Below are 13,016 nucleotides of genomic sequence, written 5' to 3' on the forward strand. Positions count from 1 at the left end.
GTGACATGCAGCCTGCCAGTATCGCTCCGAAAGACCGGTTGATTGTGGCGCTCGATCTGCCCGGCGTCGCCGAGGCCGAAGCGATGGTGGCGCGGCTCGGCGACAGCGTGACATTCTACAAGATCGGCTATCAGCTGGCCTATGCCGGCGGCTTGCCGCTGGCCCGTCAATTATCCGGTGCGGGCAAGAAAGTGTTCGTCGATCTCAAGCTGCACGATATCGGCAACACCGTTGCACGCGGTGTCGAGAGCGTCGCCAAACTCGGCGCGACATTTCTCACCGTGCACGCCTATCCGCAGACCATGAAGGCGGCGGTGGAAGCGCGCGAGGGCTCGAGTCTCAAGATCCTCGCCGTCACGGTGCTGACCTCCTATGACGACGGCGATCTGCATGCCGCCGGCTATCGCCTCAACGTCTCCGATCTGGTCGAGGCGCGGGCCCAGCAGGCGCAGGTGCTTGGCGTCGACGGGCTGGTGAGTTCGCCGGAAGAGGCGGCGAGTTTGCGCAAGATCGTCGGCCACCAGATGAACCTGGTGACGCCGGGCATCCGGCCGGCGGGCTCTGCGACCGGCGACCAGAAGCGCATCATGACGCCTTCGCGCGCCATTGCCGCCGGCGCGGATTATCTGGTGGTGGGGCGGCCGGTCACCGAGGCCGCCGACCCCAAAGCCGCCGCGGATGCCATTCAAGAAGAAATCGCGCAGGCGCTGGCGTAATCAATCAGCGAGACTAAGAAACGGGAGAACAAGATGGCCAAGGGATACTGGATCGGTCGCGTCGACGTTCACGATGACGAGGGCTACAAGCCCTATGCGGCCGCCAATCTCGCGATCTTCAAGAAGTTCGGCGGGCGCTATGTCGTGCGCGGCGGCACGTTCACCGGCGTCGAGGGTCAAAGCCGCTCGCGCAACGTGGTGATCGAGTTCGACAGCTACGACGCGGCGATGGCCTGCTATAACTCGCCGGAATACCAGGCCAACATCAAGGTTCGACAACCGCACTCGATTGCCGAGCTGATCGTGATCGAAGGCTATGACGGCCCGCAGCCCTAGAGCGGGAAGACGTTCGACTTTTGCGTCATGCCCGGGCTTGTCCCGGGCATCCACGTCTTACCTTTGGTCGCGCAACAAAGACGTGGATGGCCGGGCCAAGCCCGGCCATGACGACGGACCCGGGCCTGATCGGTTGCCGGAATGTCCCCATCCCGCTATAGGGCTTGAAGAGGTGAAGCCATGGCCGACATGCGTTTGATCGTAGCTGGAGCCGGCGGCCGGATGGGCCGGGCGCTGGTGCGCGTCATTTCGGAGACGTCAGGTGCGGTGCTTGCCGGCGCGCTGGAGGCGCCGGGTTCGGAACTGCTGGGCAAGGATTCCGGCATCCTCGCCGGCCTGCCCGAAAACGGCGTCAAACTCTCTGCCGATCTCTGGGCGCTCACGGCGAACGCCGACGGCATTCTCGATTTCACGGTTCCCGCCGCCACCATCGCCAATGTGGCGATCGCCGCCGAACGGAAGCTGGTGCACGTGGTCGGAACCACGGGGTTGTCGAGCTCCGACATGGCCGTGATCAAGAGCGTGACGTCCCGTGCCATCGTCGTGCAATCAGGCAATATGAGCCTCGGCGTCAATCTGCTGGCGGCCCTCGTGAAGCGCGTCGCGCAATCGCTAGATACCGATTTCGACATCGAGATCCTCGAGATGCATCACAAGGCCAAGGTCGATGCGCCGTCGGGCACCGCGCTCATGCTGGGTGAGGCCGCCGCCGCGGGCCGCGGCATCGACCTGCATCTGCATTCGGCGCGCGGACGCGACGGCATTACCGGCGCGCGCAAGGCCGGCGATATCGGTTTTGCGGCGCTGCGCGGCGGCACCGTCACCGGCGAACACAGCGTGATCTTCGCCGGCGCGATGGAGCGCATCGAGCTGACCCACCGCGCCGAGGACCGCACCATGTTTGCGCAGGGCGCGATCAAGGCGGCGTTGTGGGCGCAGGGCAAGACGCCCGGCCTGTATTCGATGGCCGATGTGCTGGGCCTCGGCGACTTCTGAAGTTCGAGGACGCGCCGAATGCGAAGCCCACAGACGTCATCCTGAGGCGCGAGCCTTGCGGTGCACTTGCACCGCTGGGCGAGCCTCGAAGGATGGCCGCAGTCGCTTCCATCCTTCGAGGGCGCGCAAGCCAGCGGCGCAATTGCGCCGCCGAGCGCACCTACGGGTGAACGCAATTGCGTTCATCCCGGGGATGACGCGATAGGAAGCGAGTGGTCCGCGCAACCTAAATCACGCTTTACCCTTGCTTGTTCGGGCGCAGCAACGAGATGCCGGTCATGTCAGCCGGTTTCGGCAATTGCATCAGGTCGAGCAGTGTCGGCGCAATATCCGCCAGCCGGCCTTCCGCTAACGTCACGTCGCCGCCGCCCTGCAGCAGCAGGGGCACCGGGTTCGTCGTGTGCGCCGTATGCGGACCGCCAGTTGCGGGGTCGCGCATCATTTCGCAGTTGCCGTGATCGGCCGTGACCAGCAGCGCGCCGCCGGATCGCTCGATCGCCTCCGAGATTTTCCCGAGTGCGGTATCGACGGTTTCGACCGCTTTGATTGCAGCCGCCAGGTTTCCCGCGTGGCCGACCATGTCCGGATTGGCGTAGTTCAGGACGATCAAATCGTACTTGCCCGAGTCGATTGCCTCCACGGCCTTCGCCGTCAGCTCGACAGCCGACATCTCCGGTTGTAGGTCATAGGTCGCGACCTTGGGCGATGGCACCATGATGCGGTCTTCGCCGGGAAAAGGTTCTTCCCGTCCACCGTTGAGAAAATAGGTGACGTGGGGATATTTCTCCGTTTCGGCCATCCGCACTTGCGTCCGGTTTGCCGCTGATGTGACTTCGCCCAGGATGTTTGGAAACGCCTGCGGCGGAAATATCGTCTGCATCAGCCTGTCCAGATCAGCGCTGTACTGCGTCATTCCAACGGCGGCGGCGTATCGGACGCTGCGTCTGCGTTTGAAGCCGTCGAATGACGGATCGAGCATCGCACCAAGAATCTCGCGGACGCGATCAGCGCGAAAGTTGAAGCTCAGCACGCCGTCGCCATCTTTGATGCCGGCGTAATTGCCGATCACCGACGGCACGACGAACTCGTCGGTGACATCATGCGCATAGGCATCTGATATGGCCGATTGCGCGTCGGCAAAATGCGGGCCTTCGGCCTCGACGATGGCGTCATAGGCTTTGCCAACGCGTTCCCAGCGCTTGTCGCGGTCCATCGCATAATATCGCCCGACAACGGTTGCGATCGGAACCTGTGGCGGCAGCGCCGCGCTTAGCCGCTTCAAATCATCGGCCCCCGATCTCGGCGGCGTATCGCGTCCGTCCGTGAGCGCGTGTACGACCGCCGGCACGCCATGCTCGGCGAGGATCCTGGCCAGTGCCGCGACGTGGTCCTGATGCGAATGGACGCCGCCTGGCGATACCAGACCGATCAGATGACAGGTGCCGCCGCTCTGCTTCAGCGCCTGCACCAGGGCGGTGAGCGCCGTCGCGGATTTGATTTCGCCTGTTACAATGGCGTCGTTGATCCGCGGCAGGTCCTGCATCACCACGCGGCCCGCGCCGATGTTCAGGTGTCCCACTTCGGAATTGCCCATCTGACCATCGGGCAGCCCGACATCCCGTCCTGACGTCCTCAGGAAGGCGCGCGGACCCGCGTTCCACAGGCGGTCGAAATTCGGTGTTTTGGCCTGACGCACAGCATTGTCGGCCGGATCCTCTCGCCAGCCCCAACCATCCAATATCGCTAGCATTACGGGACGACGTTCCTGCATCGGCGGGCCTTTCGCTGTTTACCCCAGCGTGGTTGTGAGCGATCGATATGCGATCGTCAATCGAGGCGCGCCGTCAGTGTTCCGGCCGGGTGCTCTGCTTGGTCGACATATCAGCCATGGGAAATCGGAGGCCCGGCGCGCGAGCAATCAACATGACGAGGCTTGCCGTGAATGCCGCCAGCGCCAGCACGGACATCACCATGCGCAGCGCATTCCAGAACATCCAGGGCTCGAGATAGGCCCGCCAGATGGCGGCAGCGTTGTCCGCCGTCGGTACGACCGTTGCGAGACCTTCGTTCAACGGAACGCTGAAACGCAGCGTCACGAAGAATGCGCCGAGGCCATAAATGGCCGTGCCGAGAACGGCCAGCGCCAGCGGCCATCCGCCCGCTCCGATCAAGAGGACGGCAGCGAGCCCTCCAAACGCCAACGTGCCGAAAAAGCTGAACGCGAAAACGGCGTTACGAACGACCGCGTTGATGCCCTGCATCGCCTTGATCGCCGATACGGCATCGGTCGTCGCCAGACCCGGCATGACAGAGCAATGATAGGCGTAGAAGAATCCGGCGACCAATGCAGCCGCCAGAACAGAAAGTGCAAGACAGGAGAGCCGCACGAATTGCATTATTTGAGCCTATGAATCCGTAGGATGGGTAGAGCGCAGCGAAACCCATCAGCTTCGTCACAAGCTCTTGATGGGTATCGCGGAGCCTGTCATCGGGCGCGCATTCGCGCGACCCGTTGGCTCCACCCATCCTACGAATCGACGGATCTAATGCAATCCGACCTGGCCGGCTTCCCAGCCCAACATCGCCCGCTTGCGGGTGATGCCCCAGTGATAGCCGGTGAGCGCGCCGCCCTTGCCGAGTGCGCGATGGCAGGGCACCACGAACGAGACCGGGTTGCGGCCGACCGCAGCACCAACGGCGCGAGAGGCTTTTGGATTCTTGATCTTGTTGGCGATGTCGGAATAGCAGACCGCGCGGCCCATCGGGATCTTCAGCAAGGTTTCCCAGACGCGGACCTCGAAGTCAGTACCGATCAGGACCACGCGCAGCGGCTGGTCCGGCCGCCACAATTTGGTGTCGAAGATGCGTTGCGCGAGACCGGCCGTGCCGTCGCGATCCTCGACATAGGTCGCGTTCGGCCAGCGCCGCTTCATGTCGGCGAAAGATGCCGGCTCCTCGCCGGGATCGGCGAAGGCGAGCCCGGCAAGGCCGCGGCCGCTGGCGATCACGATGGCAGTGCCGAACGGCGAGGGATGGAAACCGTAGCGCAGCGTCATGCCGGCGCCGCCGTTCTTCCATTCGCCCGGCGACATCGCTTCATGCGTCACGAACAGATCGTGCAACCGGCCCGGACCCGACAGCCCCGAGTCGAGCGCGGCGTCGAGGACGCTCGCCGAGTCGCGCAACAATCCCTTGGCGTGATCGAGCGTCAGCGCCTGCATGAAGTCCTTGGGCGTCAGCCCGGCCCAGCGGCGGAACAGCAGGTGCAATTCATCAGGGGTCACCGAGGCGGCGTCCGCCATCGCTTCGATGGTCGGCTGCGCGCGCCAGTGTTCCGAGATGAAGGCGATCGCACGGCGCACGGAATCATAGTCGCGCAGCGCGGCGTTCTTGGGGGCCCGGCTTGGCCAGGCGTTGGTCATGTATGGCGAGTGTCATCATGGGATCAGATTTAGGGCTCATCTGACGTTCCAACCACCCGATTTCCGATACGGATTCACGTTATGGGATTGTAGGTAATACCGCGTTTGGCGGACTGCAGCGCAGCCAGTAAAGCCTTGGCAAAGCTTGCTTTTTCGTCCGGCCCCAAAAAATGCCCGACCGAGACGCGGCGGCCGCGCGAGACCAGATAAAGCCGCTCGATGCCGAATTCGGGATCGCCTGTCTGGTCCAGCCGTACCCAGAGCGGATTGAGCACCCATTCCACCACATGGCCGCGATGGCTGACGCGGCGCACCCGCAGCTCCGACGGCGTCACCGTGATTTCCTCCGACGCGTTGGCGCTGCGGAAATTGACCCGGAACGCCCAGTAGATCACGAGCACATCGAGCCCGAAGAATCCGAACACCGGCCAGGCGCCCATCAACAGAAACGCGACGCCCGCGACAAAGCTCACAGCACAAAGGAATGCCATCAGCACCAGGAAGCCGGTGCGGTTGAGCGAGCGATGCGGCGTCAGCCGCGCCGAAAACAGCTTCGGCTGGTCAACATCCCGATCAAAGTCGTTGCTTGCGGTCATCGCTGGTCAGTATACCCGGATCATGGCCAAAATCATCCGCGCTAAAGCTGCCAAAAAATCAAGCGTTCCGTCCGTGCCCAGCAAAACCGCAAGTAAAACCGCAAGGAAAACCGCCCAAAAGGCCACGGCCAGGAAGCCCGCCAAAGCGTCCACCAAGCCCGTGGCGAAGCGATCGCCAAAGCCAAAACCCTGGAGCTCAGCCGAGGTCCACGAGGTCTTCAGCCGCTTTCGCAAGGCCAATCCGGAGCCGAAGGGCGAGCTCGAACATCTCAACCCCTACACGCTGCTGGTCGCCGTGGTGCTGTCGGCCCAGGCCACCGACGCCGGCGTCAACCGCGCGACGCGCGCGTTGTTCGCGGTGGCGGATACGCCCGAGAAGATGCTTGATCTCGGCGAGGACACCGTGCGCGACTACATCAAGACCATCGGGCTTTATCGCAACAAGGCGAAGAACGTCATCGCGCTCTCGCAGAAGCTGATTGCGGAATTCGGCGGCGAGGTGCCGCGCACCCGCGCCGAGATCGAAACGCTGCCCGGCGCCGGCCGCAAGACCGCCAATGTCGTGCTCAACATGGCCTTTGGCGAGCACACCATGGCGGTCGATACCCACGTGTTCCGCGTCGGCAACCGCACCGGATTGGCGCCCGGCAATAACGTGCTCGAGGTCGAGCTCGGACTGGAAAAGATAATCCCGTCCGAATTCATGCTGCACGCCCACCACTGGCTGATCCTGCACGGCCGCTACACATGCCTCGCGCGCAAGCCGCGCTGCGAGGTGTGTTTGATCAACGATCTCTGTAGGTGGCCGGAGAAGACGGTGTGAGGGCTTACCGTCATTGCGAGGAGCGCAGCGACGAAGCAATCCATCTATCCCCGTGCGGCTTCGCTTCGCTCGCAATGACGTGGATGGAGCGCAATCAGACCATCGGCATTCCCGTGCGCCGCGACGGCTCGATCAGCTCGGGCCGCGGGCCGCTCAGTCGCTTGTGCATATGGACCATGAAGGCCATGCCGAACAGCGGCGTCGCGAGATTGACGATCGGGATCGACACGAAGGCGGCGATGATCAGCCCCGCTGTGAACACGGTCGACGCATTGTCCTTGCGCATCGCCTTGGCTTCCGCGGGCGAGCGGAAACGCATCGCCGCGAGCTCGAAATATTCCCGGCCGAGCAGCCAGGCGGTGGCAAAGAAGAAAATCAGGAAGCCGGCGCCGGCGAACAGCACGAAGGGCAGCGCGATCAGATAGACCAGGATGGTCAGCAGCGCCGTCTTGATGCCCTCGGGGATCGCCACGCCAAGCGGCAGCGCGGAGCCGGGCTTTTCTGCCGGATAATGCTCGCGCTCGACATGGTCGGCGACGTCGTCGACGAACACGCTGGCGACCAGCGAGGTGATCGCCGGCATCAGGAAGATACCGCCGAGCACGACGCCGAGCCCGGCCGCGATCGAGACGATCCAGGCCAAAATGTTCAGCGGCGTGTGAAAGCCAGGTCCCAGCAGCCCTTCCGCCCAGACCTCGCCATATTCGGCGAACCAGCTGAGCAGCCGCTGCAGGCCGAGCGCCAGCACCGTGATCAGCACCAGCGCCAGCCCGATCGAGCGCCACAGAATGGTGCGCATCGGCGGTGACAGGATTTGGGAAAGCGCCTTGACGGCGGCGTCCAGCATGATGGCCTCTGTTTCTCGGTAAAAAACCCTCGCGAGAGGTAGAGATGCAATCGGGCTTCGGCAAGACCTGGGCAGAAGACCTGGGCAGACCCGGGTTAGGAACGCCGGCAGCGATCCCGCCCGTGCATTTGCGTTATGCAGCCGTGACGGCACGGTTCGGCAGATTATGTTTTCCCGGCAAGTCCTGAAGGCTTAGTCTGATCCCCAAGCTACGGCGCAAGGGAGAAGCCATGACCGGGACGGAACTGCCGCTCGAGGGCGTGAGGGTCGTCGAGATGACCCATATGGTGATGGGCCCGACCTGCGGCATGATCCTGGCGCAGCTCGGCGCCGAGGTGATCAAGGTCGAACCACCCGTCGGCGACAAGACCCGCAGCTTAGGGGGCATGGGGGTCTCGTTCTTCCCGCTGTTCAACCGCGGCAAGCGCAGCGTCGTGCTCGATCTCTCCAAGGCGGAGGATCGCGAGACCATGGACCGGCTGCTTGCCAGCGCCGACGTGTTCGTGGAGAATTTTCGCGACGGTGCGCTCGAAAAGCAGGGCTTGGGTACCGAGGAGTTGCGCCGCAAGCATCCGCATCTGATCGTGGCCGGCCACAAGGGATTTCTGTCCGGACCCTACGAGCATCGTCCAGCGCTCGACGAGGTCGTGCAGATGATGTCGGGCCTCGCCGCGATGACCGGCACGCGAGACAAGCCGCAGCGCGTTGGTTCTTCCGCCAACGATATCATGGGCGGCATGTTCGGTGTGATCGCGATCCTGGCCGCGCTCTACCAGAAGCGCGGCGGCAACAAGGATGGCGCCGATATCAGGATCGGGCTGTTCGAGAATTGCCTGTTTCTCGTCGCGCAGCACATGGTCGAATATGAAATGACAGGCCGCAAGCCGCGCTCGATGCCGGAGCGCGAACATGCCTGGCCGATCTACGATATTTTCGACACCGCCGGTGGCGGCCGCATCTTCATCGGCGTCGTTACCGAGGGCCATTGGCAGAGTTTCTGCCGCGAGTTTGGGCTGCAGGAATTTTTGGACGATCCGACTTTGACCAACACCACCGAACGGATCATGGCGCGGGACCGGATTATTCCGCGCGTCGCGGAGGTGGTCAAAGGGTGGAACGTCACCGAGCTGTCGGCCAAGCTCGACACGCTGAACATCTGCTTCTCGCCGATCAATCGGCCTGAGGATTTGCTGCAAGACCCGCATGTGCTGCGCCCCGGCGGGCTCGTCAACAACTGCAACGCCGACGGCGCGCCGTTCCGCGTTCCCGCATTGCCGGTGGAATGGAACGGCGGCAATATCGGCGAAGGCCTCAATGTGCCCGTTCTCGGCGCCGATACCGAGGCAGTCAGAGCCGAACTGAACAAACAAACGTCAACCGACAACGCTGCGTGAGGCTGCCATGACCCGTCTTCAGGACGTCTATCCCGACAACAAGATCATTCTGCGCGAGGTCGGCTTGCGCGACGGATTGCAGCTGGTGAAGAAATTTCCGTCCACCGCCGCCAAGCAACACTGGATCCGCGATGAATATGCCGCCGGCGTGCGGCATTTCGAGGTCGGCTCGTTCCTGCCGGCCAACACCTTCCCGCAATTCACCGACGTGCGCGAGGTCATCGCCACTATCGCGTCACTGCCGGGCGCCTATGGCATCGCGCTGACACTGAACGAGCGCGGCGTCAACGAGGCGTTGGCATCAGGCGTGGCTGAAGTGGCCACCGTGGTCTCGGCGACCGAAGAGCACAGCCAGGCCAACGCCAACCGCAGCCGCGAATCCGCGATCGCCAACGTCAAGCGGCTCTGCGAATTGCGCGACGCCACTGTGCACAAACCTGTCGTGAACGCTGCGATCTCGATGGCGCTGGGCTGTTCGATCGTCGGTGCCGTCGATCCGAACGAAGTGATCAGGATTGCAGAAAAGCTGTTCGAGGCCGGCGTCGACATGGTCGCGGTCGCCGATACCGTCGGCTATGCCGGACCGAAGCAGGTCGGGGAATTGACGGCGGCCGTGGTGAAGATCGCGGGACCAAAGCCGGTCTGCATTCATCTGCACGACACCCGCGGCATGGGTATCGCCAACGCCTCGGCGGCGCTCGATGCCGGCGCACGCGTGCTGGACGGATCGCTGGGCGGCCTCGGCGGCTGTCCGTTCGCGCCGGGCGCGACCGGCAACGTCGTGTTCGAGGACCTCGTGTTCCTGTGCGAGAGCAAGGGTTTTGCGACCAGCATCGATATCAACAAACTGGTCGCGGTGCGATCAATCCTGAAATCGGAAATGCCGGACGAGCAACTCTATGGCGGGATGGCACGCGCCGGATTGCCGTGCGGGACGGCGAAGGCGGCGTGATTTAGTTCTCCCTCGCCTGGCTCTACATTTCGTCATGGCCGGGCATAGCCGTCTGAAGGACGGCGTCGCTCACGCTCGCCTATGCCCGGCCATCCACGTCTTTCTTACTTGAGTGAAGCATGACGGTGTTGTTTGGGGCGAGGCGACCCAACCCCTAGTCGTGCTTATGCGCGTGCTTGCGCGCCTTCGGCTTCTTGTCCGCCGCGGTCGGGATCATCACCACGCGGCCGTAGCGCACGCCGCGCTCGGCGATGATGTGGTCGGCGAAATGCCGGACCTCGCCGGAGGCGCCCTTCAGCGCCGTCACTTCCATGCAGCTGTCGTCGTCGAGATGGACGTGCAGCGTCGCCAGCGACAGATCGTGATGGCCGTGGAAATTCTGCACCAGCCGTTTTGAGAGGTCGCGCGCGGCGTGATCGTAGACATAGACCAGCGCGGCGACGCATTGCCCTGACGGTGCGGCGTCCTCGGCGCTTTGCTGCAGGCCTGATCGGGCGAGGTCGCGGATGATCTCGGAGCGATTCTGGTAGCCGCGCGTCTGCGCTGCGGCATCGATCTCGGCGAGCAAATCGTCTTCGATCGTGATGGTGATCCGTTGCATCTGGGATTCCGTGCTTTTCGGCAGTATGATATTTTTATTGTATCATCATACCGGGCTTGGTAGCGTGAGGGGCCGGGTTAGGTGTAGCGCAGCCGCTCTCGGACTGTAGCAGTTATCATGCGGGGGCAGGGCGGTGCGTACAGTCTTGTTGCGGATATTCTCCGCTACGGCTTCTTCTGCCGTCCTGATGCTCCCCGCCGAGGCGCAGGAGCGGGCGTCTCAGCCTGGCCAGCTTCCGCCGGTCACCATCACCGCTTCCGACCCAACGCCCAAGCGGGCCGCCCGGTCAAGTCAGTCGCAAAATCGTGGCGCGCGGAATAGAACGGCGATCAACTCGAACCAGCCGGTAACCGCGGGCGCCAGCGGCGTGGCGCCTGGTACATCATCCGACGGCGCGGCTGCCCTGCAGCCCACCGCCGCCAGCGCCGTGCGGATCAGCGGCGCGGAAGTGAATGCCGTTCCGTTTCTGCGGCCCGGTGAGGCGCTGGAGGTCGTTCCCGGGCTGATTGTCACCCAGCATTCCGGCGAGGGCAAAGCCAACCAGTATTTTTTGCGCGGCTTCAACCTTGATCACGGGACTGATCTTTCCATCAAGGTAGACGGCATGCCCGTCAACATGCCGACGCATGGCCACGGGCAGGGCTATTCCGATATCAACTTTCTGATCCCTGAGCTGATCCAGTCGCTGAATGTCCGCAAGGGTCCGTATTTTGCCGATGTGGGCGACTTCAGCTCCGCGGGCTCGGTCGAAATCGACTACCTGACGAAACTGCCGAAAAACCTGGCTGAGCTCACGGTTGGCAGTTTCGGGTATCGGCGCGGGGTGGCCGCCGGTTCAGTTGCGGTCGGTGCGGGTACGCTGCTCTCCGCCATCGAAGGCGTGAAGTACAACGGTCCATGGGACGTGCCGGACGATGTGCGCAAGATCAACGGCGTCATGCGCTACAGCCAGGGTACTGCGACCGACGGAATGACGCTGACCGCCATGGCCTATTCCAACGCCTGGAACTCGACCGACCAGGTGGCGCAGCGCGCGGTCGACCAGGGCGTGATCGGCCGCTTCGGTACGCTCGATCCGACCGACGGCGGCGTCGCCAGCCGCTTCAGCCTGTCCGGCAATTTCGCGCATTCGAGCGAATACGGGCAGAGCAAGATCAACGCCTATGTCGTCCGATCCAACTTGCAGCTCTACAACAATTTCACCTATTTCCTCGACGATCCCGTCAATGGCGACCAGTTCAACCAGCGCGACAGCCGTACCCTCGGCGGCTTCGATGCTCGGCACGCCTTCGATTGGCGCCTCGACGGACTTGAGACGCAAACACGAATCGGCCTGCAAAGCCGTTATGACGATATCCATGTCGGCCTGTTCAAGACCCAGCAGCGCGGCTGGCTTTCGACCGTGCGTGAGGACCGCGTCAGGGAAGGCAATGTCGGCGTCTGGATGGATAGCACGACACGCTGGACGGACTGGCTGCGTACCACTGTCGGCATTCGCGAGGACGTCTTTGCCGGAAGCGTGCTGAGCGACACGCCGGAAAACTCCGGCAATGCGCAGGCGTCGATGGCGAGCCCGAAGGCCGGCATCGTGCTTGGACCCTGGTACAAGACGGAGTTTTTCGGAAATGCCGGCTATGGCCTGCACTCCAACGACATCCGCGGCGCGACGATCACGGTCGATCCGATCGACAAGGTAACGCCGCAGAATCGGGTGCCGCTGCTGGTGCGCTCGAAGGGCGCCGAACTCGGCGTCCGCACCAGGGCAATCGATGGCCTAACAAGTTCGGTCGCGGTCTTCATGCTCGACTTCGATTCCGAATTGCTGTTCGTCGGCGACGCCGGCACCACCGAGGCCAGCCGGCCGAGCCGCCGCGTCGGTGTGGAATGGACCAACAAGTACAAGCCGGTGCCGTGGCTGACGTTCGATCTGGATGTTGCTTATACCCGCGCCCGCTTCACCGATTTCGACGCCGCGGGCGATCGCATCCCCGGTGCGCCGGCCTGGATTGCGAGTGGTGCCATCACCTTCGGCCATGAGACAGGTTGGTTCGGCGCGCTGAAGGGACGCTATTTCGGTCCGCGTCCGCTGATCGAGGACGACAGCGTGCGTTCCCTGTCATCGCTGATCTTCAATGCGCGGGCCGGCTACAGATTCGACAGCGGCATACGCCTGCAGCTCGACGTGCTTAATCTCTTCAACGCGAAGACCAATCAGATTGAATATTATTATCTGTCGCGATTGCCCGGTGAGCCGGTTGACGGTGTTGCGGATCGCCACGTGCATCCGGCAGAGCCGCTCGCGGTGCGAGTAACGCTGGCGGGAAGGTTTTAGC

12 protein-coding genes and 1 pseudogene are annotated in these 13,016 nt (G+C 63.2%); 7 read left to right on the forward strand and 6 right to left on the reverse strand.

All coding sequences use genetic code 11. The features are described 5' to 3' along the window. Positions 1-5: 5 nt before the first annotated feature. The 3 genes from pyrF (at position 6) to dapB (ending at position 2,048) form a co-directional block, all read left to right on the forward strand. On the forward strand, positions 6-716 hold the full coding sequence (gene pyrF, locus JQ609_RS18850) for an orotidine-5'-phosphate decarboxylase (RefSeq protein WP_212274506.1): 711 nt from the start codon (positions 6-8) through the stop codon (positions 714-716). A gap of 33 nt (positions 717-749) precedes the next feature. Then, a complete protein-coding gene (locus tag JQ609_RS18855; protein WP_212274507.1) occupies positions 750-1,052 on the forward strand; it encodes a DUF1330 domain-containing protein in 303 nt (100 codons plus the stop codon). A gap of 180 nt (positions 1,053-1,232) precedes the next feature. Then, on the forward strand, positions 1,233-2,048 hold the full coding sequence (dapB, locus tag JQ609_RS18860; protein ID WP_212274508.1) for a 4-hydroxy-tetrahydrodipicolinate reductase: 816 nt from the start codon (positions 1,233-1,235) through the stop codon (positions 2,046-2,048). A gap of 238 nt (positions 2,049-2,286) precedes the next feature. On the opposite strand, the gene gpmI is transcribed toward dapB, so the two are convergent. From gpmI to JQ609_RS18880, 4 genes and pseudogenes are all read right to left on the reverse strand, one after another. Continuing rightward, positions 2,287-3,819, reverse strand: coding sequence for a 2,3-bisphosphoglycerate-independent phosphoglycerate mutase (gene gpmI / locus JQ609_RS18865; protein WP_212274509.1), 1,533 nt, complete (start codon positions 3,817-3,819; stop codon positions 2,287-2,289). Between the two features lie 73 nt (positions 3,820-3,892). Then, positions 3,893-4,309, reverse strand: a complete 417-nt coding sequence (locus tag JQ609_RS18870) for an anthrone oxygenase family protein (protein WP_312014689.1) — start codon at positions 4,307-4,309, stop codon at positions 3,893-3,895. Positions 4,310-4,591: 282 nt separating this feature from the next. Continuing rightward, positions 4,592-5,489, reverse strand: a pseudogene (locus tag JQ609_RS18875) (methylated-DNA--[protein]-cysteine S-methyltransferase). 55 nt (positions 5,490-5,544) lie between these two features. After that, positions 5,545-6,066 (reverse strand): DUF2244 domain-containing protein, encoded by a 522-nt coding sequence (locus JQ609_RS18880; protein ID WP_212207551.1) that lies wholly within the window; start codon positions 6,064-6,066, stop codon positions 5,545-5,547. Between the two features lie 22 nt (positions 6,067-6,088). Here JQ609_RS18880 and nth point away from each other — a divergent pair, with 22 nt between their 5' ends. Further along, positions 6,089-6,889, forward strand: a complete 801-nt coding sequence (gene nth / locus JQ609_RS18885; RefSeq protein WP_212274510.1) for an endonuclease III — start codon at positions 6,089-6,091, stop codon at positions 6,887-6,889. A gap of 94 nt (positions 6,890-6,983) precedes the next feature. Here nth and JQ609_RS18890 read toward each other — a convergent pair whose 3' ends face one another. Further along, positions 6,984-7,736, reverse strand: a complete 753-nt coding sequence (locus tag JQ609_RS18890) for a sulfate transporter family protein (RefSeq protein WP_212274511.1) — start codon at positions 7,734-7,736, stop codon at positions 6,984-6,986. Positions 7,737-7,966: 230 nt separating this feature from the next. On the opposite strand from JQ609_RS18890, the gene JQ609_RS18895 reads away from it, so the two are divergent. After that, positions 7,967-9,130, forward strand: a complete 1,164-nt coding sequence (locus JQ609_RS18895) for a CaiB/BaiF CoA-transferase family protein (protein ID WP_212274512.1) — start codon at positions 7,967-7,969, stop codon at positions 9,128-9,130. 7 nt (positions 9,131-9,137) lie between these two features. Then, positions 9,138-10,082, forward strand: coding sequence for a hydroxymethylglutaryl-CoA lyase (locus JQ609_RS18900; protein WP_212274513.1), 945 nt, complete (start codon positions 9,138-9,140; stop codon positions 10,080-10,082). 154 nt (positions 10,083-10,236) lie between these two features. Here JQ609_RS18900 and nikR read toward each other — a convergent pair whose 3' ends face one another. After that, positions 10,237-10,683, reverse strand: coding sequence for a nickel-responsive transcriptional regulator NikR (gene nikR / locus JQ609_RS18905; RefSeq protein WP_212274514.1), 447 nt, complete (start codon positions 10,681-10,683; stop codon positions 10,237-10,239). Positions 10,684-10,870: 187 nt separating this feature from the next. Between nikR and JQ609_RS18910 the strand changes: the two genes are divergently transcribed. Continuing rightward, complete coding sequence (locus JQ609_RS18910) at positions 10,871-13,015, forward strand: TonB-dependent receptor (RefSeq protein ID WP_212207619.1); 2,145 nt, start codon at positions 10,871-10,873, stop codon at positions 13,013-13,015. Position 13,016: the final 1 nt, after the last annotated feature.

The sequence above is a fragment of the Bradyrhizobium sp. AUGA SZCCT0169 genome, from assembly GCF_018130085.1.
GTDB lineage: Bacteria > Pseudomonadota > Alphaproteobacteria > Rhizobiales > Xanthobacteraceae > Bradyrhizobium.

Bases quoted from the DNA above. Each gene is read 5' to 3' on its own strand.
- JQ609_RS18910 (WP_212207619.1), top strand. From the start codon at position 10,871: ATGCTCCCCGCCGAGGCGCAGGAGCGGGCGTCTCAGCCTGGCCAGCTT.
- JQ609_RS18855 (WP_212274507.1), top strand. From the start codon at position 750: ATGGCCAAGGGATACTGGATCGGTCGCGTCGACGTTCACGATGACGAG.
- nikR (WP_212274514.1), bottom strand. From the start codon at position 10,683: ATGCAACGGATCACCATCACGATCGAAGACGATTTGCTCGCCGAGATC.
- JQ609_RS18880 (WP_212207551.1), bottom strand. From the start codon at position 6,066: ATGACCGCAAGCAACGACTTTGATCGGGATGTTGACCAGCCGAAGCTG.
- dapB (WP_212274508.1), top strand. From the start codon at position 1,233: ATGGCCGACATGCGTTTGATCGTAGCTGGAGCCGGCGGCCGGATGGGC.
- JQ609_RS18870 (WP_312014689.1), bottom strand. From the start codon at position 4,309: ATGCAGGGCATCAACGCGGTCGTTCGTAACGCCGTTTTCGCGTTCAGC.
- JQ609_RS18900 (WP_212274513.1), top strand. From the start codon at position 9,138: ATGACCCGTCTTCAGGACGTCTATCCCGACAACAAGATCATTCTGCGC.
- JQ609_RS18895 (WP_212274512.1), top strand. From the start codon at position 7,967: ATGACCGGGACGGAACTGCCGCTCGAGGGCGTGAGGGTCGTCGAGATG.
- pyrF (WP_212274506.1), top strand. From the start codon at position 6: ATGCAGCCTGCCAGTATCGCTCCGAAAGACCGGTTGATTGTGGCGCTC.
- gpmI (WP_212274509.1), bottom strand. From the start codon at position 3,819: ATGCAGGAACGTCGTCCCGTAATGCTAGCGATATTGGATGGTTGGGGC.
- JQ609_RS18890 (WP_212274511.1), bottom strand. From the start codon at position 7,736: ATGCTGGACGCCGCCGTCAAGGCGCTTTCCCAAATCCTGTCACCGCCG.
- nth (WP_212274510.1), top strand. From the start codon at position 6,089: ATGGCCAAAATCATCCGCGCTAAAGCTGCCAAAAAATCAAGCGTTCCG.